The organism is Flexivirga caeni, assembly GCF_003724155.1.
Lineage (GTDB): Bacteria > Actinomycetota > Actinomycetes > Actinomycetales > Dermatophilaceae > Flexivirga > Flexivirga caeni.
The window spans coordinates 47,792-68,443 of the sequence record NZ_RJJQ01000017.1; the positions used below are offsets into that span (position 1 = coordinate 47,792).

15 protein-coding genes and 1 pseudogene are annotated in these 20,652 nt (G+C 68.5%); 4 read left to right on the forward strand and 12 right to left on the reverse strand.

Going from position 1 to position 20,652, the window contains the following annotated elements:
- Position 1 precedes the first annotated feature (1 nt).
- Positions 2-3,097 carry an AAA family ATPase gene (locus tag EFY87_RS20700; RefSeq protein ID WP_220093654.1) on the reverse strand — a complete coding sequence of 1,032 codons (3,096 nt, stop codon included), beginning with the start codon at positions 3,095-3,097 and terminating at the stop codon, positions 2-4.
- A gap of 139 nt (positions 3,098-3,236) precedes the next feature.
- On the opposite strand from EFY87_RS20700, the gene EFY87_RS15135 reads away from it, so the two are divergent.
- Both EFY87_RS15135 and EFY87_RS15140 read left to right on the forward strand, forming a co-directional pair.
- On the forward strand, positions 3,237-3,872 hold the full coding sequence (locus EFY87_RS15135) for a DUF6891 domain-containing protein (protein ID WP_123272324.1): 636 nt from the start codon (positions 3,237-3,239) through the stop codon (positions 3,870-3,872).
- A 17-nt stretch (positions 3,873-3,889) separates the two neighbouring features.
- Positions 3,890-5,029 (forward strand): MalY/PatB family protein, encoded by a 1,140-nt coding sequence (locus EFY87_RS15140; RefSeq protein WP_245988673.1) that lies wholly within the window; start codon positions 3,890-3,892, stop codon positions 5,027-5,029.
- Here EFY87_RS15140 and serA read toward each other — a convergent pair.
- The 11 genes from serA to EFY87_RS15195 all read right to left on the reverse strand — a co-directional run bounded on the left by serA (position 5,026) and on the right by EFY87_RS15195 (position 19,191).
- Entirely contained in the window at positions 5,026-6,213 is a 1,188-nt protein-coding gene (gene serA / locus EFY87_RS15145) for a phosphoglycerate dehydrogenase (protein WP_123272389.1), read from the reverse strand. The genes EFY87_RS15140 and serA overlap by 4 nt on opposite strands.
- Positions 6,214-6,302: 89 nt before the next feature.
- Positions 6,303-7,937, reverse strand: coding sequence for a fucose isomerase (locus tag EFY87_RS15150; protein WP_123272325.1), 1,635 nt, complete (start codon positions 7,935-7,937; stop codon positions 6,303-6,305).
- Positions 7,938-7,947: 10 nt separating this feature from the next.
- The gene (locus EFY87_RS15155) at positions 7,948-9,435 is read right to left on the reverse strand and encodes an FGGY-family carbohydrate kinase (protein WP_123272326.1); all 1,488 of its coding nucleotides are present in this window, start codon (positions 9,433-9,435) and stop codon (positions 7,948-7,950) included.
- Entirely contained in the window at positions 9,432-11,876 is a 2,445-nt protein-coding gene (locus tag EFY87_RS15160) for a GH116 family glycosyl-hydrolase (protein WP_123272327.1), read from the reverse strand. The genes EFY87_RS15155 and EFY87_RS15160 overlap by 4 nt, the downstream gene beginning before the upstream one ends.
- Entirely contained in the window at positions 11,876-13,003 is a 1,128-nt protein-coding gene (locus EFY87_RS15165) for a DUF4185 domain-containing protein (RefSeq protein WP_123272328.1), read from the reverse strand. Before EFY87_RS15165 ends, EFY87_RS15160 begins: the two co-directional genes overlap by 1 nt.
- On the reverse strand, positions 13,000-14,085 hold the full coding sequence (locus tag EFY87_RS15170; protein ID WP_123272329.1) for a glycoside hydrolase family 172 protein: 1,086 nt from the start codon (positions 14,083-14,085) through the stop codon (positions 13,000-13,002). Before EFY87_RS15170 ends, EFY87_RS15165 begins: the two co-directional genes overlap by 4 nt.
- Complete coding sequence (locus EFY87_RS15175; protein ID WP_123272330.1) at positions 14,082-14,783, reverse strand: hypothetical protein; 702 nt, start codon at positions 14,781-14,783, stop codon at positions 14,082-14,084. Before EFY87_RS15175 ends, EFY87_RS15170 begins: the two co-directional genes overlap by 4 nt.
- The gene (locus EFY87_RS15180; protein WP_123272331.1) at positions 14,780-15,649 is read right to left on the reverse strand and encodes a carbohydrate ABC transporter permease; all 870 of its coding nucleotides are present in this window, start codon (positions 15,647-15,649) and stop codon (positions 14,780-14,782) included. The genes EFY87_RS15175 and EFY87_RS15180 overlap by 4 nt, the downstream gene beginning before the upstream one ends.
- Entirely contained in the window at positions 15,646-16,575 is a 930-nt protein-coding gene (locus tag EFY87_RS15185) for a carbohydrate ABC transporter permease (protein WP_220093655.1), read from the reverse strand. Before EFY87_RS15185 ends, EFY87_RS15180 begins: the two co-directional genes overlap by 4 nt.
- Complete coding sequence (locus tag EFY87_RS15190; RefSeq protein WP_123272333.1) at positions 16,572-17,930, reverse strand: ABC transporter substrate-binding protein; 1,359 nt, start codon at positions 17,928-17,930, stop codon at positions 16,572-16,574. Before EFY87_RS15190 ends, EFY87_RS15185 begins: the two co-directional genes overlap by 4 nt.
- A 229-nt stretch (positions 17,931-18,159) precedes the next feature.
- The gene (locus EFY87_RS15195; protein ID WP_342769129.1) at positions 18,160-19,191 is read right to left on the reverse strand and encodes a LacI family DNA-binding transcriptional regulator; all 1,032 of its coding nucleotides are present in this window, start codon (positions 19,189-19,191) and stop codon (positions 18,160-18,162) included.
- A 265-nt stretch (positions 19,192-19,456) separates the two neighbouring features.
- On the opposite strand from EFY87_RS15195, the pseudogene EFY87_RS15200 reads away from it, so the two are divergent.
- Positions 19,457-19,639: pseudogene (locus EFY87_RS15200) on the forward strand (DUF433 domain-containing protein); the annotation flags it as partial.
- A gap of 130 nt (positions 19,640-19,769) precedes the next feature.
- Entirely contained in the window at positions 19,770-20,648 is an 879-nt protein-coding gene (locus EFY87_RS15205; RefSeq protein ID WP_245988675.1) for a sulfurtransferase, read from the forward strand.
- Positions 20,649-20,652: the final 4 nt, after the last annotated feature.

Below are 20,652 nucleotides of genomic sequence, written 5' to 3' on the forward strand. Positions count from 1 at the left end.
GTCATACAGCTGTCGCGGCGGGTGGCGGCTCGTCGCCTGCAGCCGCGCGCGCCTTGGGTCCGTGCCGCTCGAGGACGCTCTGCCAGGTGAACGTGCGCAGCACGTCCTCGCGGCCGTAGAACTGGTCCTCAATGAAGGGATAGATGCTGTAGGTCCAGATCCGGCCGAGCGCTGCATCGGTCAGCCCGTCGACCATGAAGTGGCTGTGCCCGATCTGCAGGTGCGGGCCGCGCAGCGCGCGGCGCAGCTCGTCGTTGACCAGGTCGACGATGCCGGCGACCCACACCGGGCCGTCGTGGGCCTCCAGCCACCGGCGCAGCAGGCCCTCCATCGGGCCTTCGTGCGGCATGAACGGCACGAAGTGGAAGCGGCGGCGCAGTGCGGCGTCGACCAGTGCGATCGACCGGTCGGCGGTGTTCATCGTGCCGATGAAGTAGAGGTTGGGCGGCAGCTCGAAACCCTCGTCCGGCCGGTATGACGTCATCACCGACTGCGAGCGGTATTCGAGCAGGTAGAGCAGTTCCCCGAAGACCCGCGGCAGATTGGCGCGGTTGATCTCGTCGATCAGCATGATGTGCGGTGTCGTCGGGTCGGTCTCGGCCGCTTCGGCGAGCATCGCCAGCGGGCCCTTGCGCAACTCGTAGACCATCTGCCCGTCGGCGTCCAGCCGCGGCCGGAAGCCCTCGAAGAAGTCCTCGTAGGACGTCGAGGGGTGGAACTGGACAACCTGCCGCTTGGTCGAGTCCGGCTGCAGCGCCGCCGCGAGCCGCTGTGCGAGGTAGGTCTTGCCGGTGCCGGGCGGGCCGTAGAAGATGACCTGCTTCTTGTCCTCCAGCAGGCCGTGGACTTCGCGCAGGAAGTCTTCGTCGACCAGCAGTTCACTGGCTGCCTCAGCGATCAGGTCCCGCTCGGGGTCGGCGACCGACTCCCCCTTGTGCAGCAGCCAGAGCGCGAATTGCACCTGGCCCCAAGGGTCTCCAGGCAGCAGCGGCTCCAGACGGGCGCGCAGCCGGTCGTTGATGACCACGTGCAGCCGGGCCCGGTTGGGCGTGTCGATCTTCGGCAGTTCGACCCCGACCGCGCGTGCCACGGCGATCTTGCCGTCGGCTCCGCCCAGCGAATGGATCGGCAGGTAGCGGCCCGGATGTACGACGGCCATCAGCTTCATCACGACGGCTTCGCCGAGACCGGGCACCGGCATACCGTCGCCGAGGATGTGCTCGATGCGGGCGACGTCGTCGCCGTCGCCCCAGAGCAGCTCCTTGAGGGCACGGGCGAAGGAGTCCAGCCCAGCCGCGTCCATTGTGGCAAGGCCGGCCTGCAGCACCGAGTGCGCGCCCGGGTGACCGTACGCCCGGCCGCTCAGCAGCCGCCGGAACGCCGCGAGATCGAAGGCGTCGAGCCCGGCTGGTTCGAGCGCCTGCGCCATCGCCCGCCGTTGCTCCTGGTGCCAGGCATCCCGGCCGCCCGGGTAGGGCCGCTCGGCGATGAACCGCTCCAGTTGCGCCAGCAGGTCGAGGTCGACCGGCCCGGTCGGCGTCGGTTCCTTGCCGGACATGACCTCGACCAGCGGGCCGAGCCGGCGGACGGTGTCGACGATCTCGTCGGCGAAGTCCGCGCGGCCGAGGGCCTCGGGGTGCGGCCACCAGCGACCGACATACACCTCCCCGCCCGGGTATTCGCGCTCCACCGGTTCGACCCGGTCGGGGCTGCTGGTCGGGCGCAGGTGGAAGAAGCGCAGCCCTTCGGGCAGGTGCTGCTGGACGAAGGTGCCGATCTCCTCGTGCCGCGCGCCGGAGCCAGGGCCGTCCCAGCCGGAGTGCAGCCCGACGGAGACCCCCGACCGGGTGACCCACAGCCGGAAGCCGGGAGCGCCGGTGCCACCGGGGAGCGCCCAGGTCGCGTGCGCGTCGACGCGGTATGGCGCGTCCTTGGACTGTCCGGTGCGCGTCTGCAGGTTGGTCTCGTGCAGGCGCATCCCGGTCGCGTGCTGCAGCGGCCCCACCAGCGCGCGGACGGTCAGCGTCGCCGCACCCCGCAGCTGCAGCGCGAGGCTCGCCGCGCGCGCCTCCGCGTCGGCGTCGGCGTAACCCAGGCCCGGCTTGTAGGCAGCGATGAGTTCGGCGGCTTCTTCGCAGATGTCCGGCAGGGTGGTGCCGAGGCCGATGAACGACCGCTTGGCGCCGAGGTAGCCGACCAGCCGCTCGGCCAGCCGTGGGTCGTCCGGCTCGAAACTGCGGCACAACTCTGCGAACGCGACATAGCGCTCGGAGTGGCTCAGATGCCGGCCCATCCAGCCAAGCGTCTGGAACGGGTCGGACCCGCCCGGCCACAGGATCGGCCAGCCCTGACTCTCGTCGGTCGACCAGAAGACCGACAGTGCCGTCGGCACCCGGCTGGCGTCCAGTTTGCCCTCGGTGTATTCCTCCAGGGCCCGGATCCGCAGGGCGGCTTCGTCGTCGTCGCGCGGTGTCTGAGTCGTCTCGACCAGCAGGTCGGCCAGGTCGCGCTCGTAGCCGTCTGCCGTGTTGCGCAACTGGCCGAGCCAGGTCGGCAGGCTGGACGCGTGCTGCGCGAACGGCCCAGGCCGGCGCGACCAGACCGCGAATCCCTCGACGAACGCGTGCAGGTCACGGCCCACCGCGAGCGCACGCAGCAACTCGCGCGCCTCGGAAACTCGGACGTCACGTAGCGAATCCACTTGGTGCCACAGGGTTTGCGCGGCCGCGTCATTGTTCGCGGCGACCTTGATCAGCTCGTAGGTCGCCTTCCAGCGACGCAGGTCGCGCTGCCGGACCGGGCTCGGGCCGCTCGTGCGCTGGGACCGCTTGATCTCGAAGCCGAGCCCGGCGAGATGCCCGCCGATCTCGTCGGCGGGCGGCATGGAGACGGGGGTCAGCGGGCCGAAGTCGGCGCGGGCGAAACCGTGCGCGGCGGCCGCGATGGCGGTGGCGTCATAGACCGTCCCGTCGGCGTGCAGGACGTGCTCGGGGTCCGCCTCGAAACCGTATGCCGCGAGGAATGCCTCCCGTCCCTGGGACTGCCACTCGTGGAGTGCGGCGAATACGTCATCTCGGGTGATGTCGGCAAGAGCCACGGCGTCAGACAACTCCGGTTGTGCGGGGGCGGGAGAACCAGGATCGACCATCCAGAGTACGGGATGACTTGCGGCGATCGGCCGGCAACCGCGGAAACAGAATTGCTCGGCTCCGTGCGTGATTTGGCACGATAACTCCGTGGCAGCAGATACCCAGCCTACCGACGTCAACTTCACCGGCGAGTTCGTGCCCGACCCGGACACCGCGCTGGGCCGGCTGATGACCCGGATCTGCATCGGCACCGACAGCCGGGAGCAACTCGAGGCGGACCTGCGCTGGGAGCTGGCCCGCGACGACGCCCTGCGCCAGGCGGACATCACGCCAGAGTCCGTGCCGGAGGTCGTGGACTGGCTGATCCAGGACCACAACCGCCAGGTCCCCTTCCCCAGCCAGACCGCGCTGGGGCTAATCACCGGGCTGGAGCAGCTGACCGCGGAGGGCGTCGTCTTCGGCTTCGGGGAGGGCGCCGACGTCCAGCAGGCATTGACCGCAGTGTCGAATGCCGCGAATACGCTGGTGGCGGAAGGGCACTCGGTCGACGGATATTGTTTCAGCACCATCGCCGACGTCGAACGAATGATCTTCGAGCAGCGGCTGTATGTCGGCTTCGGCGTCTTCAACGAGACCGGCGACGGCGCCACCCGCATCGGCGAACACATCGCCCGGGTGTTCACCGAGCGTGGGCTCCGGATCGAGTGGGACGGCTCCGAGGACCACCGGATCCAGGTGCTCGGCGACTACGCCGTGCCCTACGTCGACCTCCCGGATGCGTGACGCATAACCTGGGCGCCGTGGACATCGAGCAGCTGATGGGGCAGGTCACGATCGAGCGCCTGCGGGCCCGCGGGTCGGTCAAGTGGTCGGCGACGAGCGGCGACCAGCTGGGCGCGTTCATCGCCGAGTCCGACCTGCCGCTTGCTCCGGCGGTGACCGAGGCGCTGCACGCGGCCGTGGCCGACGGGCTCACCGGCTACCTGCCGGCCCCGGTGGCCGCCGCCACGGGCGCGGCGTGTGCGGCGTTCCAGCAGCAGCGATTCGGCTGGGCGGTCGAGCCCGGCCAGGTGCAGTTGCTCCCGGACGTGCTCGGCGCGTTCAGTTTCACGCTGAGCCACCTGGTCGGCGCGGCCACGCCGGTGGTGCTGCCGACCCCGGCATACATGCCCTTCCTGGAGCTGCCCGGCGCACTGGGGCACGAGCTGCGGACCGTGCCGATGGACCTGATCGACGGGCGCTTCGTCCTCGACCCGGCCCGCCTCGAGACGGCACTGGCAGGTGGCGGCCTGCTCGTGCTGATCAACCCGCACAACCCGACCGGCCAGGTCGCCACGCGCGAGGAACTGCTCGCCGTCGCCGCCGTCGTCGAACGCACCGGCGCGACGGTGTTCTCCGACGAAATCCATTCTCCTCTGGTCTATTCCGGCGCACAGCACGTGCCGTATGCCGCGCTCGACGAACGCACGGCGGCCCATACGGTCACGGCCGTGTCCGCGTCCAAGGGCTGGAACCTGCCCGGCCTGACCTGCGCGCAACTGATCCTGACCTCGGCCGAGCACCGGCAGCGCTGGGACGCCACGCCGTTCGTCAGCCGGCACGGCACGTCCCCGCTGGGCGCGGTCGCGGCCACCGCGGCATACAGCGACGCGGGCGTGGCCCACCTGGATGCGTCGATCGATTACCTGCAGCGTGGCCGGGACCTGTTCGCTGCCCGTATGGCGCAGGCGCCCGCCATCGGCTACACGCCACCGGCCGCGACCTACATCCACCTGCTCGACCTGCGGCCCGCCGGGATCGAGCCGGCCGAGGTGGCGCAACGCACCGGCGTGCTCGGCACCGACGGAACCGCGTGTGGCACACCGGGATTGCTGCGCCTGACGCTGGCCACCTCGCATGCGGTGATCGGCGAGATCGCCGACCGAATCGCGGGACTTTAGATCAGACGTAGCCGGATGGTCTCCGGCATCTGCCGCAGCGCGGTGACGGCGTCCTCCGGCAGCTGCGCGACGTCTGTGACCACGTAGCCGTTGTCGCCGCGGGTGTTGAGCAGCTGCCCCTCGATGTTGACGCCGTGCTCGGCCAGGATGCTGTTGACCTTCGCCAGCACGCCGGGGGTGTTGCGGTGCAGGTGGGTGATGCGCCGGCCGCCGGGGCGCTCCTCCAGGGTCAGGGACGGCAGGTTGACGCTCAGCGTTGTCGTGCCGCGGCCGATGTAGTCGCGCAGCTTGCTGGCGACGAACCGCCCGATGTCCTCCTGCGCCTCCTCGGTGGAGCCGCCGACGTGCGGGGTCAGGATGACGTTGGGGATGCCTTGCAGCGGTGACTCGAAGGCGTCGCCCCGCTTCTTGGGCTCGGTCGGGAAGACGTCGACCGCGGCGCCGGCGATGTGCCCGGAGACGAGGCTGTCGCGCAGTGCTTCGTAATCGACCACGAAGCCGCGGGACAGGTTGAGGAAGAGCGAGCGCGGGCGCATGCGGGCGAACTGCTCGGCGCCGAAGAAACCGCCGTTGCCGGGGCGGCCGTCAACGTGCAGCGTGATGACCTCTGCCGTCTCCAGCAGTTCGTCCAGGCTGTCGCAGCGCTGCGCGTTGCCGAGCGCGAGCTTGTCGTCGGTGTCGTAGAAGAAGACCTGCAGGCCGAGCATCTCGGCGACCACCGACAGCTGCGAGCCGATGTTGCCGTAGCCGACGATCCCGAGCTTGCGGCCGCGGATCTCGTGCGCCCCCTTGGCGTTCTTGTCCCAGACGCCACGGTGTAGCGAGCTGTCCTTCTCGGTGAGCCGCCGGGCCATGGCGATGATCTCGCCGATCGCGAGCTCGACCACGCTGCGGGTGTTGGAGAACGGCGCGTTGAAGGTGGCGATGCCGCGGGCTGCCGCGTCGGCGAGCGCGATCTGGTTGGTGCCGATGCAGAACGCGCCGATCGCGGTCAGCCGGGTCTGGTCCAGCACGGCGGGCGTGATCTCGGTCTTGGACCGCAGCCCGACCAGGTCGACTCCCTGCAGCGCGGTGATCAGCTCCGGTTCGTCGAGTGCCCCGGAACGGGTCTCGACCTCGAATCCTGCCTCGCGCAGGATCGACTCGGCCAACGGGTGGATGCTCTCCAGCAGCAGCGCCTTCACGCTCTGCAGTGTCGCATTGTGCTCACGGAGCGGACGCCGGTGGTCCGGCATACGAACATGCCGGACCACCGGTGATAGGCGATAGGCGATCAGACCGTGGCGTCCCCGATCAGGTGCACCTGGATCCCGAGCTCGGCGAACATCGCCGCCTTCGCGGCCACCGCGCGATCCGCGGCGCCGGCGTCCGGCGCGTAGGCGACACACAGGTGGTTGGCCTTGTGCCGGGCCATGAACTGGTCGCGCGAGACACCGTGGAGCACCGCGTGCATGATCGGCCACTCCCGGTTGGTCGCGTCCAGCCGGCGCTGGGTCTCCTCGGCGGGCAGTTCGACGGCCGTCAGCCTGCCGAGGTCGGCGTGCAGCACGCCGTCCATGATGAAGACGCGGGACCAGACGACCTCCCCGGGCCGGGAGACGCCGCTCAGGGTGCCACCGCCGAGCGGGAAGAACATTGGCGTCTGACGCATCGAGTAGGACTTGTCGTAGCCGCCGTGGTGCGACGCCGGCACCGACCCGGAGATCTCCAGCACCCACACGAACTGCCCGTCATACTCCTCGCCCCAGCGGACGTCGTGCAGCGTCGTCGCCGGGTCGAAGCCCATCGCGGTCCAGATCCGGTTGGTGGCAAGCGAATCCACCGCGACACCCCAGTCGACCTCGTTGAAGTGCGGCAGTGCCTTGCCGGCATACAGCTCCCGGGAGCCGTCGCGACTGTATGCCGGGGGGCGCTCCACGTTGTTCAGCAGGCCCTCGGCCAGGTCACTTGCCGGCACCATGTCCTTCAAGCCCTGCTGATACTGGATCCCGACGACGTCCAGTCCGAAGTCATCGGACATCCGCAACGCGGCGATGTACATCTTGTACTGGCTGATCAGCTGCGCCTTCGTCAGCTCGGTCGCCTCATCGGTGCCGAGATGGAAGGTCATGCCGCGGTCGAGCAGCCATTGGTGCACCGCCTCGGCCTCCTCGTCGGACACCCGGCGCATCTCGGCCACGAGCGCGCTCTGCGACAGGCGCTCCTTGTAGATGCCGAGCGGGTTGAGCAACTCGTCGTCGAAGATGCCGTTGTACATCCCCATGCAGCCCTCGTCGAAGACCCCGGCGATCGCCTTGTCCATCCGCAACTGTCGCGCGAGCCCGATGCCGAGCTCCTTCTCCGGGCTGCCCGGCTGCTCGCCGAGGTCGTGCACGTGGCTGAGGTCGTGCGTCAGTGTCCCGGTCTCCAGCCAGGTCCGCAGCCCGTCGATCGCCCACTCGTCGGTGAAGTCCTTGCTCCACAGCGCCGAGTGCGTGATGCCAGCCTTCGTCATACTCGCGGTGAGTCCCAACAGGCCTACCAATCCTGGGAATTGGCCGTTCCAGTTGGCGACGACCAGGATCGGGCCGCGGTGGTCGCGCAGGCCGGCGAGCACGTGGTGGCTGTATTGCCACACACCCTCGGCGACGATCAGCGGCGCGTCCGGCGGGATGTTCTTGAAGATCTCGATGCCGGCGCGCTGGCTGTCGATGAAGCCGTGCTTCTTCGCCTCGTCGTACGGGTGTCCCCGGTGCACCGACCAGCCGAGCGCCTCCACCGCTGCACGCAGGTCGCCCTCGAGCTGCGCCTGCACCGGCCAGCAGGTCTCGTTCGCCGCCGGCCGCAAGTCACCGCTGGCGACCGTCCAGACTTCCCGGTCTGCGGCGACCGCGTCCTGCCGGAGTGTCGGCATCTCATACATCGTCATTCGAATCTCCTTATGCCTGAGTGGTCTTCGTCTGGGCCGCGGCGAGCTCGTGGACGAGGTCTCGCGTGCTCGTGTAGAGCTGCCGGTACATCCGGTAGCGGTCGTCGTAGAGCTGCGTGAGCGAAGGCTGGGGGCGGCATACCCGCTGTGGGGGGTTCCAGCCGGCAATCGCCACGTCGTCGACCTGCCGGGCCGCGAGGTATGCCGCGCCGTATGACGCGCCGATCGTCCGCTCCGGGATCACCTGCTCGACACCGGTGACGTCAGTGACGATCTGCGGCCACAACTGCCCGCTCACCCCGCCGCCGACGGCGACGACCCGTCGCACCGAAGCGCCGGCGTCGATCATCGTCTCGATGTTGTGCCGCACGCCGAATGCGGTCGCCTCCAGCGCAGCCCGGTAGAGGTGACCGCGCCCGTGCGACAGCGTGAGCCCGGCGAGCACCCCTCGTGCCGACGGGTCCATGATCGGGGTCCGCTCCCCCGCGAAGTAGGGCAGCATGAGCAGCCCGTCCGCCCCGGCCGGGGTCTGCTCCGCCTCCGCCGTGAGGATCGCATAGTCGGTGCCGCCGCAGAGGTCCTGCAACCAGGCGGTGATCGCGCCAGAGGTCGCCATACCTCCGGCGAGGCTGTAGGTGTCCCGGAACGCACCGACCGGGCCCCACAACGACGGCACGCGCACCGGGTTGCGCACCGTGTTGATCAGGAACATCGTGGTGCCATACATCAGCATCAGGTCACCCTCGGAATGAGCGTTGACGCTGATCGCCTCCGACCATGCGTCGATGGTCCCGACCGTCACCGGAATCCCTTGCGGCAGGCCGGTTTCCGCAGCGGCTGCCGCGGTGATCGAACCAGCCGTCTTGTCGGACCAGCGCAGTGCGGGCAGCTCGATCCCGGGAGCGAGCTGCGCCGCCCAGGGCTGCAGCCACTCGTGTGCCTGCACGTCATACATCGGGGTGCACTGGCTCGCCGAATGGTGGTCCAGGACATAGCTGCCGGTCAGTTTGTGCGACAGCCAGGAGGCGGGCATGAAGAGCCGCTTCGCCCGGGCGTAGCGATCGGGCTCGTGCTGCGCGACCCAGGCGATCTTGGGGCCGGCCGCCTGACTGGACATCGCCGATCCACACCGGCGCAAGATCTGGTCGGCGCCGTAGCGGGCGGTGCACTGGTCCTGCTGCTCCTGCGATCGCGTGTCGACGCCGTAGAGGATGGCCGGCCGCACCGGACGGTCGTCGGCATCGACGAGCAGCACGCACGGACCCATCCCGCTGACTCCGACAGCCACGACCTCCATGTCCGGCCGAGTTGTCAACTCCATTGCGAGCGAGCAGAATTCGTCCCACCACACGTCGCCACTCATCTCGACCTGGCCCGGCGCCGGCCGGCTCACGCGGTGCTCGCGGGTCGCCTGCGCGACCACGGCACCGGTCGGGTCGACGAGAACGCCTTTGCTACTCGACGTGCCGACGTCGACACCGAGGTAGACCCGTGTCATGCCTGCTCCTCCCGGACCACGACCGTCAGAGCAGGCCCGTGCAGTGGTGCGTAACTCGCCCCGGTGTCCGTGATCGTCAACGTCCCGAGGTGCCGGCCGGCGACGATCGGCCAGGTGCCCGGCACCCGATCGGTGACGATCCGCGCGCGTGCCACGTCCACGGTCGCGCGCGGCCACGCCGAGACCAGGCCGAAGGCCGCCATCGAGCGCACATAGTGGTTGCCGCACTCGACCTCGTTGAACGGGTTGCGACCGGTGCCGTCATACCGGGCCCGGACGTCACGCACGATCTGCGCCGCGAGGTCGTGCTCGCCGCACTGCGCGAGCCCGATCGCAGCGGTGTATTCGATCCCGGTCCACACCTCATTGCAATACGGGGACGGCCGCACCGGACGCCCGCCGCGCGGGTAGGTGCAGTTGAGCACGCCACCCTCGTGGCCCGCGGCGAAGGTGCGCAGGTGGTTGAAGTGCCCGGTGAAGTCGCCGCGGTGGTTGTGTTCCCAGATCGAGCGCAGCGCGCGTCGAACGTTCGCCGCCGCCAGGCCGTGGCCGACCTCCCCCGCGGTGGCCATCGCGACGCCGGCGAGCTGGTCGGCGGCCAGTCCGGGGCCGAGCTGCAGATCGGGGTCGACCAGGTCGTCCGAGCCCATATCCGGGTTGTCGCCGGTGTGCCGGATCCGCAGGCCGTCCGCAATGTGCGACGAGTCCCCGGGCGGTATGACGTGCTGCTCGTAGAACTCGCCGTTGAAGAGCCGGCCGTCCGTTGCTGTGGCACCGGCATCACGCAAACTCCCGCATCGAGAGGCGAATTCGTCATCTCCCACCACGTCCGCCAGCTCCGCCATGGCACCGAGGGCCGCGAGATACCAGGACTGTCCGACGCCGTTCGGTCCGTAGTACTCCACATCCATGGTGTTGTGCTGGCAGCCCTCCATCACGCCGTCCTGGTCGGCATCCCAGCCGTTCGGGATCCAGGCGAACTCCATCGCAGCACGAGCTCCTGGCCACAGCCGGCGCAGCAACTCGTCGTCGCCCGTCAGCTGCCACGTACGGTGCAGCCGCACGAGGGCACCCATCTGGCCGTCGGCGGCCGCCACCCGCCAGCCGGTGCCCTCCGTGGCCAGCGGCAGCCCGGCGCGGAAGCTCATCATGCCCCGGTCGTCGAGGCTGTGCACGAGTTCGACCGCACGCATCGTCCAGGCGAGATCAGGCCAGATGGCTTCCAGCGCGTACTGGTAGTTCCACACGTGGGTGCAGCTGCCGTGGCAGCTGCCGTGGTCGTCGTTGCTGCCTTCCCAGGCCAGGAACGTGCCGTCCGCGATCCGGAAGCAGGTCGTTGACTTCAGCACCGCGAGCGTGGACAGCGCGGCGTCGCTCACTCGTGCGGGCAGGTCCGAATCCAGCAGCAGCCGGACGAATTCGGCGGTGCGGCCTTCCTTGTCGGCGAGCGCCGGCAGTTCCTGCCGCAGCACGTCACCGGCGTCGGCATACCGCGTCGCATAGTGGTTGCCGACCAGCTGGTCGCCGTAGCCGAAGCGCGGCGGCGGCGCGAAGGCGTGCGACCAGGCGCGGCGGTTCGGGAAGTGCCAGGCGACCGCGAACGCCAGCTCGGCCGTCTCCCCGGGCGCCACGACGACGTCCTGGACCAGTGACGCGGTCGGCGCTCGGGCCGGGTCCGGCGGTTCGTCGAGTTGCCCGTCCGCGGCGAGGTCGTCCCAGAAATCCAGCAGCGAGTCACCCCACGAGCGCTGCGCCCAATTGGTGCGCAGGCTGGACGCCGGACGCCCGACCGTCGCCAGGGCGAGGGTGCCCCAGCCTTCCGAATCGTCCGGCACCTGCGGCTTCTGGCCGACGAGCATCGTTGCGCCGTCGAGCGATTCGCGCGTGAAGCTGCCCCCTGCGGGCACGTTCCCGCCCGGCGTCCAGCCGATGACGTTAGGCATGCTGAGGCAGAGGGCCGCCTCGACCGGCTCGCTGCCCTGGTTGTGCAGGGCGACGCGCAGCAGCGCCAGCGGCATCCCGCTCGCGTCCGCGTCGCCGGGCACCAGGGGGTTCATCGCACCCACGGTCGCCACCAGCGGCACGCCCGGATCGGTGAGCTCGACTCGCCCGAAGGGGTATGCCGCGAGGAACGTCCCCTCCGCAAACCGGGGCAGCCCACCGAGCTGCGCCGAGCTACCCAGCGACCCGTCCAATTCGCCTGGCAGCAGATCGGATTCGAGGGCGCGCTGCACGACGGTCTCACCCTGACGGGTTCGCAGCGTCAGGAACGCGCCCGGGTTGTGCCCCTTCGCGGGCCGGTTGAACAACTCCCAGTCTCGCAACTGTCCACGTCCGCCGAGGCTGATGGTGCCGGTGCCGATGCCTCCGACGGGCATGGCGATCCGTTGTCGCTGTGCGCCGCGGAAGGTGCGACCGACCGGCCACTGCGTGACCTGCATCAGCGCACGCTGCCGACGAGTCGCACGGTGCGCAACGAGAAGTCATAGTCCGACATACCCGCCGGAGCGCACGGGCACACGTTCGACTGCAGCCAGGCGGTGCGGCCGTTCGGCGCGATGAACTTGGACGGAAGCGACAACCCGTAGCCGCCGAACTTCGCTGTCGTCCACGGATAGGCGCCGAAATCAACGGAGTTCGTATGCCGCCAGGGGCCCCACGGCTGCGGGGCGGCGTAGAACTCGAAGGTGTTCTCGCTCCAGGACGTGTAGACGTAGGTCCGCAGCGCCGGCACGTAGACGATGCCGCCCTGGCTGATGACCGAGTTGCCCTGCGGGCTGCGCCGGGTGTCGGTCAGCACCGGTCTCTTGTCGGCGATCGCGGAGCCCCAGACCGGCTTACCCCGCGAACTTCCTTGGTAGAACTCCCATTTCGCCCTGTCCTGCACTGCGTTGCGGGGCACCCGCGCGAGGAAGAGCTGGGTCGGGTCGGGCACGACGTGGGAGTAGGAGTCACGCCAGTTGCCGTCCAGGCCGTAGGCGTAGACGTAGTCGCCGGGCGCCTCCCGGTCGGCTTTGCCGTAGTCGAGGAACATCACCGTGGTGAAGACGCCACCGGAGAACATCGGCTTCGTGGTGTCCCACTTCCAGTGGACACCGTCGGTGGACGAGGCGATGGTCGAGGCGGGCGCCTTGTTGAAGTCGGGGGCCAGGTCCTCGATGGCGAGGTACTTCCGGTTGCCGACGCACGCCATACCCGTGGGTTTGCGGGTGTATCCGGCGCCGGACCAGACCTGGCCCAGCTCGTTTCCCTGCGCGAGGTTGGTGCCGTGCAGCCCCGTCTCCGGTGTGCCGGTGATGCGGGTGACTCCGATGTCCGACGGTGCGCCGCCGAAGCCCTTCCCGTCGCCGTACGCCGCGTAGAGGGCGCCGTCCGACGCCCAGCAGTTGGGCCACAGGTCGCCGTCCGCGCCGGCACGCACCGTCGGCGCGTCCGCGACCTCCAGCCGCAGCGGCGCCCCGGCGCTGCTGGTCTGCCGGTGCGCGGGCGCCGAGGCTCCCACGCAGGCCGTGCACGACACCAGCGCAACCACGACGCCGCCCGCGATGCCGAGGAGGCGGGATCTCATCGCAGGGCCTCCATGGGCTGGCCGACGATCTCCAGGTCCTCCACTGAAGGCAGCTGCGGCGCCTGGCCGTTCGGGCTGTCGAGGTAGAACAGCGCGGTCGATGCGATGTCGTCGGTGAGCGACCGGTAGCGGTGGTTGGGCCGCCAGCCGAGGGCCTGGATGTCGACCGTGAGGTCCCGTGCGAAGTGAATCGGGTCCGGGACGTGCCAGCGGTACATCCCGAAGCGCTGCTGGGAGTGGTAGAGGCCGTCCGGCGAGATCACCTGCGGCATACCCAGGTATGGCGTCGTGTATGCCGTGTAGCCCCGGCCGGGCACGTCGAAGTTCCAGGCGCCGCCGAAGTAGTCCTCCGTGCCGGTGCCGCAGATCGTCGGGAAGCCGTCGTCCCGATCGCCGTCCAGGTAGAACTTGATCTCGCCCTCCCCCCACCAGCCGGGGCTGTTGACGCCCCACGCCAGGTAGGTGCCGACATAGTGCCCACGGCCGGCGACGGCGTCGACGATTGGATGGGTCTGCTTGCGCTGCAACGGGTTCGAGCGGCGGAAGTGCGCGTGCAGATAGCCGGAGCCGCCTTGATCACGACCGGTTTCGTAGGTGATCTGGTAGTAGACGGTCGCCGCCTGCGGGGCGCGGTTCTCGATCGTGATCCGCGCCGACCGCGCGAACGGCATCGGCCAGTAGCTGTTGAACCCGCCGTTCGGGTTGGCGGCGATCATGCTGGACGACACCTGCGCGAAGCGGCCCCAGCCGTTGGCGAAGAAGTCGCCCAGCGGGACCTCGACCGCAGGCTCGTCGGCGCCGTCCCAGTAGGCACGCAGGATCAGCGTGCGCCAGTTGTCGCGGTGGGTGGTGCACCAGATGTGCGTGATCGTCGCAGCCGTGTCGATTGCGGCGAGGTCGAACGTCTCGCCGGCGGGTATGTCCACGCTCGGCGAAACCTTCCAGCCGACACCGAGATCCGCGGCGCAGTCGGCTCCCGTGCCTTCGGTCGCGCGGGCACCACCGCCCTTGCGTCCGTCGAAGTTCTCCGGCGAGATCGACCAGGTCTGCACGTCGCGCAGCCGGGCGAGGTCGAAGGTCATGCTGGGTCCCTTTCCATGAGGCAGCGGCCGGATTCGACCGCGCTGGTCCACAATGCGGCGGCGCTGACGAACGCCACCGGTGCCGGCACCAGCAGCAGGAGCGACACGCTGAGCTGTGTCGCCAGCCACACGCCCAGCAGCAACAGGATCGGTGCCGCGAGGAAGCGCACCGGCCAGCGCACCACCCAGCCGGCCGCGACCCGCCACTGGTCGCGCAGCGTGAGTTCGGGCAGCACGGTGAGCACTTGCACCATCGCAGCGGTGAACGGGATCAGCGCCAGTGTCACCGCACCGCACACTGCCACCGACACCAGCAGCGCGGGCTGTCCGGTGCGCCGCCATACCTCGATCGCGACCACGAAGAGCGCACCGGCCACCGCCTGGGGTATGGCGCACGCGATCCCCCGCCGGATGCCGACCCGCCAGCCGCGCCGCCATACCGCAAACGACGCATCGTCATACCGCAGCACAGAATTGGTGACCGCGCCCAGGGCGACGGCCGGTGGGGCGACAAGGACGGCGAGCAGCAGCACCGAGACCGGCGTTGCGCCGGGAGCCACCAGCGCGACCACGACCGCCGCAAGGCACAGCACGACACTGCCGAGCAGCAGCAGCGGCAACTGCGGCCACACGCCACGCATCGTGCGGCGCAGCAGCAGCCGCTGATCGGCGGAGGTCTCCTTGGGCACGGCGCTCATCCGCGGATCCCCGCTGACGCGATGCTCGCGACGAACGCGCGCTGGAAGATCAGGAAGACGACCAGCACCGGCACCACCACCGCGGTGATCGCCGCGAACACCACTGTCGACGAACCGCCTTGTCCCGCTTGCAAGGTCACCAGCCCGATCGGCAGGGTCATCTTGTTGTGACTGGACAGGAAGATCAGCGGCCCGAAGTAGTTGTTCCACGAGCCCTCGAAGCTGAGGATCGACATGGCTGCCAGTGCTGGTCCGCTGAGCGGCAGGATCATCCGGAAGAGGATCCAGCCGTGGCTGGCACCGTCAATGCGCGCCGCCTCGTCCAGCTCACGCGGAATCGTGTTGAAGTACTGCCGGAAGAAGAAGATCGCGAACACGTTGATCAGAGCCGGCAGCCACAACGCCTGCAGCGTGTCGATCATGTGCAGGTTGCGCATCAGGATGAACACGGGGATCACGGTCATCTGCCCGGGCACCATCAGTGCTGCCAGCATCAGCGCGAACAGCCGGTCGCGCCCGCGGAACGGCAACCGCGAAAAGCCGTATGCCGCAAGCACACTCACCGCCATCGACCCGACGGTCGAGACAACCGCCACGATGACGCTGTTGAGCGCCATCTGCCAGAACGGGATCAGTCCGTCGATACCCTTGAAGTTGGCCAGGCTGAACGGCTTGGGAATCCACGACGGTGGCAGACTGAACGCGTCACCTTCCGGCATGAGGCTCTGCACGATCAGCCACACCAGCGGTGCCAGCATCAGCACGCCGACGATGAAGAGCACGACGCCCAGCACCAGCCGGCCCGGCCGCATCCGCTTCCTGGTCCTTCGGCGCGTACCCTCTGGTCGCTCGCTGCGCTCGCTCATGCGCTATGCACCCACTTGCGGCCCAGCCAGAACTGCAGGGCCGTCACCAGGGCCATGATCGCGAACACCAGCAGCGACACCGCCGAGGCATAGCCGACCTGGAACGCCTGGAAACCTTGCTGATAGAGGTACATCACGATCGTCAGGGTCGAATTGTTCGGACCTCCGTTGGGCGTGATGATCTGCACCGGATCGAAGATCTGGAACGCCCCGATGAAGGTAATGATGCCGGCGAAGAAGATCGTCGGCGACATCAGCGGGATGGTGACGTTCCAGAACACCTGCCAGCCGTTGCACCCGTCGGAGCGCGCGGCCTCGATGAGTTCGGTGGGCACTGTTTGCAATCCGGCCAGCATGATGATGAAGGTGAAGCCGACCGTGTGCCACCAGTCGATGCCGATGATTGCCGTCAGCGCCCAGTGCGGGTCGATGAACCAGTTCGGCGAGTTGATGCCGATCTGGCCGAGGTAGTACGTCACGATCCCGAAGGTCGGGTCGAGCACGTACTTCCACAGCAGCGCCACCGCGGCCCAGGAGATCACGAACGGGAAGAACAGCGAGGTGCGCACAAAGTACGAGAGCGCTTTGTTCGTCATGCGGTTCACCCCGACGGCGAGGAGCAGGCCACCGACCAGGTGGGTGACCACCGACGCGATCGCGAAGATGAAGGTGTTGCTCAGCGCCTTGTAGAGCGTCGGGTCGCTGAACATCTTGGTGAAGTTGCCGATCCCGTGAAACTTCGACGGGGTCAGCATGTCCCAGCTGTAGAACGACAGGATGATCGCAGCCACGAACGGGCCAAGGATGAACACGACGAAGAGCAGCACCGCCGGGCTGACGAACGCATAGCCGACCCAGCTGCGGTGCCCGGGACCACCCGTGTTGGCCCTCGACCCGGACGAGACCAGGCTCGGGGCGGCGGTCACAGCAGTGCTTGGATCTGGGCGTTCGCCTTGTCGAGCGCCGCCTTCACCGAAGACGTCCCCGTCAGCGCGGCCTGCCATGCGGTAGTCACGGCGGTCTGCACCTGCGCACCCTTGGCCGGGCTCGGGATCGGCGTGCCGTAGGACACTGCCTTCGCCAGCAGGGTCGAACCCTTCGGGGCGTTGTTGGTGAAGGCGCTGCTCTCCGCCACAGCGGTCAGCGCAGGCACGTTGGTCCCGCCGATGGTGGCGTAGAACTCGCCGGCATCCTTGGACATCATCCACTTCAGGAAGGTCCAGGCCATGTCCTTCTTCTTCGACGCCTTCATGATCGGCCAGCCGTCCCAGCCGACCGGCGACCCGTTGCCGGTCTTCGTCGGCCAGTTGACGATGGTGACGTCGTCGACCATCTTCAGGTTGCGCATGTCGAGGGTGGACCAGCGGCCGGCACCGATGATGGCCAGCTTGCCCTTCTTGAACTCCGAGTCGGCGTCGAACGCCCCACCCGGCTTGGGTGAATACCCCGCCGCGAGCAGGTTCCTGACGAAGGTCGCGGACTCGATGGCCGCGGGCGAGTTGAAGGTCGCCTTCTTCCAGTCCGCGTCCATGGTCGAGGCGCCGTTGGTCAGCAGCCACGGCATGATGTCGCCGAACGGGAAGCCGTAGCCGAGACCGCACATGTAGGCGCCGGTCTTGGCTTTGATCTGCTTGGCCGCCGCCTCGAACTCGTCCCACGTCCAGTTCGGGTTCGGCATGGCGACACCGGCCTTGGCGAAGACGGCGTTGTTGCAGTACATCACCATCGTGTTGTAACCGCCGGGGATGTAGTAGGTCTTGCCGTCCGGCGAGCCGTACTTCACCGTCCATTCCTTCAGGTGCGGGTCGATGCCGGCGTAGAACGGGTCGGTGACGGCCTTGTCCTTCTTGATGTAGTCGTCGAGCGGTTCCAGCAGACCCTTGGAGGCGAACAGCTGCTGGCCCTCGGTCGCGATGTCCACGATGTCCGGGATCTTGCCGCCGGCGATCTGGGTGGACACCGTGTTGGCGAAGGTGCCCCAGTCCCCGGCAGCGATGCCGTTTGCCTTGATCTTAATCTCCGGGTGAACCTTGTTGAACGCGGCGAACAACTGGTTGAACGCCGTCTGCTGGGTCGCGTCGCCCATGTAGACCAGCGTGAGCTGGCCGCTGCTCGCTCCGGCGGCGCCGGTGCCCTTCGCTGCGTTCGAGGGGCCGCCACTTGAACCGCTGCTGCAGGCGGCCAGCGACGACAGCGCCGGCACGACGGCTCCGGCACCGAGCAACTGCAGCACAGACCGTCGGCTGGGACGGCCCGACGGCACGGACTGGTTTTCGGTCATGACATCTCCGTTTTGAGGTCGCAGAGCGCTCGTCGAGTCCGACTCGCGGATGAGAAAACGATTTCTCACCCGGACAGCATTGACCAGCCGGAGTGCTCTCGTCAACCGTTTCGTGTGATCCGGGCCACGCGTGTTGCCGCCTTTCGGGTACCGTCGACCGAATTTTGGTAATCGATTTCTCGGATGATCGACCCCATGGGCGACCCGCAGCGAGGGGCAGTCGGCAGCCTCAGCCGTGAAGGGAACTCTCCCGGACGATGAGTTCGGTGCGCAGCCGCCGCACGCGCGGCGCGGGTCGATCGCTCAACGGCACACCGAGCCGGGAGAGCAGCAAATTGCCTGCCAGCACACCCATTTCGTATGCCGGCTGGTCAACCACCGACAGCGGCCGGTCGGTGAAGGCCGTCCACGGCGCGTTGTCGAACGCCACGAGCCCGACATCTTCCCCGACCGTCAGGCCACGGCTGCGCAGCTCCTGCAGCACGCCCAGCGCCATTTCGGAGTTGGCGACGAAGAAGGAGTCGGGCGGGTTGCGGCCATCCAGCAACTCGGCCGTCGCCAGTGCCGCACGGTCCGCGCGATAGTCCGCGTGCCGCACGAGGCTGGCGGCGGGGCGGCGCTTGCGCGCGAGCAAACCGCGGCGATAACCGGCGAGACGCTGGATGGCGGTCTGCGCACTCTCCGGGCCGGTGATGCACGCCGGCCGCCGCCAGCCAACGTCCAGCAGGTGCTCGGTGGCCTCCTGCGCACCGGCTGCCGACCGAACCAGCACCGTGTCCACCGGAGCGCGCAGCGGCCGGTCGACGGCGACCACAGGCACGCCAAGGCGGGTCAATGGCGAGATATCGCTGCCGATCCTGTTGGGAGACAGCACAACCCCGCTGACTTGCTCGCGCTCGGCGACCTCCAGGTAGTTGGCCTCCTTGGCCGGGTCCTCGTCGGAGTTGCAGAGCACGACCGAGAAGCCTTGCCGTTGCGCCAGGTCCTCCAGGCCACGGGCGATGGCGGTGAAGAAGGGGTTGGCGATGTCGGAGATGATCAGCGCCCAGACATCGGCTCGCTGCAGCCGCAGGCTGCGCGCGATGCCATTGCGGCGATAGCCGAGCTCGGCGGCCGCGACGCGCACCCGGTCGGCGAGCTGCTCGTCGACAGTCGCCTGATTGTTGAGGGTCCTGGACACCGTCGCCACCGAGACACCGGCACGTGCTGCGACGTCCTTGATGGTGACGATGGCAGAGCCTCCTCCAGGGTCGAGCGTGATGCGACCGGCTCGGTCACGTCATCCTGAGGGGAGGTTACCGGGAGAAATCGATTTCTCTCAACGTAGGCTCCGGGCCGGGTCTGGTGATCGTGGTGGAACAGCCGCACGCGATTGCACTGCGGCGACATTGTGGGGAACGCTTTCGATCTTGCGGTGCCGCGGGACCAGTGCCCGCGTGACGGTCGCCACGGCGTACATGGTGCCGATCCGGCCATTCTCGATGCATGCCGCACCTTGATCGCATCGCCATCAACCCGGAGATCGCTCACGAGCGCCGACGGTGCGTGGCACCCGGATGCGCGTCGGCGATGTGCTCACCCTGCTCGCCGCAGGTGCCGACGAGGCCGAAATCGTCTCGGACTACCCATATCTCACGGCGGACGACATCAATGCCTGTCGCGAATATGCCGCGGCGCAGGCCGACCATGCGATCCTGACCGCCTCATAGCCGTGCGTTTGCTCGTCGACACCCAGTCGCCGCCGGCGCTAGCCCGACTGCTACGCGAGCACGAGGACACGACGGCACACGCAGGCTAGCCTGCACACCACCAGGACACGCACGCACGAACGGAGACGCTGTGCCGCAGTTGGACCCCTTTGTGACGTGGCGATGGTGCGAGACTCATCGCGCGAGCATCTCTATCGCTGATGCGCGATGGTATTGGGACCGCCCCGGGGCGGACGCCTACCGAGCCGGTCATATTCCTGGCGCCGTCTTCATCGATCTCGACGCCGATCTGACCGGAGACGTCGGTGAGGCGACCGGGCGCCAACCCTTTCCCGAACCGGAACAGTTCGCCGCCGCGATGAGCGACTCGGGCATCGACGGGACACGCCCGGTGGTGGCCTACGACGATGCCGGCGGAGTCATCGCCGCCCGCCTGGTGTGGATGCTGCGTCTGCTCGACGTTCCTGCCGCCGTGCTCTCCGGTGGCATCGGCCAGTACCCGGGCGCCCTGGAGACCAGGGTGATCCGGCCGGAGCCGGCCCGTTTCACGCCGCGTCCGTGGCCCTCCGGGGCGTTGTGGTCCACGACCGACGTCGCGACACGCACCGCAGGCACTCTTGTCGATGCCCGTCCGGCAAACCGGTTCCGCGGCGACGAACCCGAAGTCGACTCCCGGCTTGGAAAGGTTCCCGAGGCCGATCCTCGGCGCGGGCACATCCCCGAAGCGGTCAACGTCCCCTGCCGCGACCACCTGGAGAAAAGCGGCATGATCGCCCCCCGCGAGCATGTACGCCAGACCTTCGCCGCCGCCGGCATCCAGGACGCGACGAACGTCATCAGCTACTGCGGAGCGGGCGTGACCGCCTGCCATAACCTGCTGGCGATGGAGTACGCCGGTCTCGGCCGAGGCGCTCTCTATCCGGGCAGTTGGAGCGCCTGGAGTCGCACCCTTCACCTGCCGACCGAACTCGGGCCCGCCGATCGTGATGATCCCGCCGACGTGAACTGAAGCT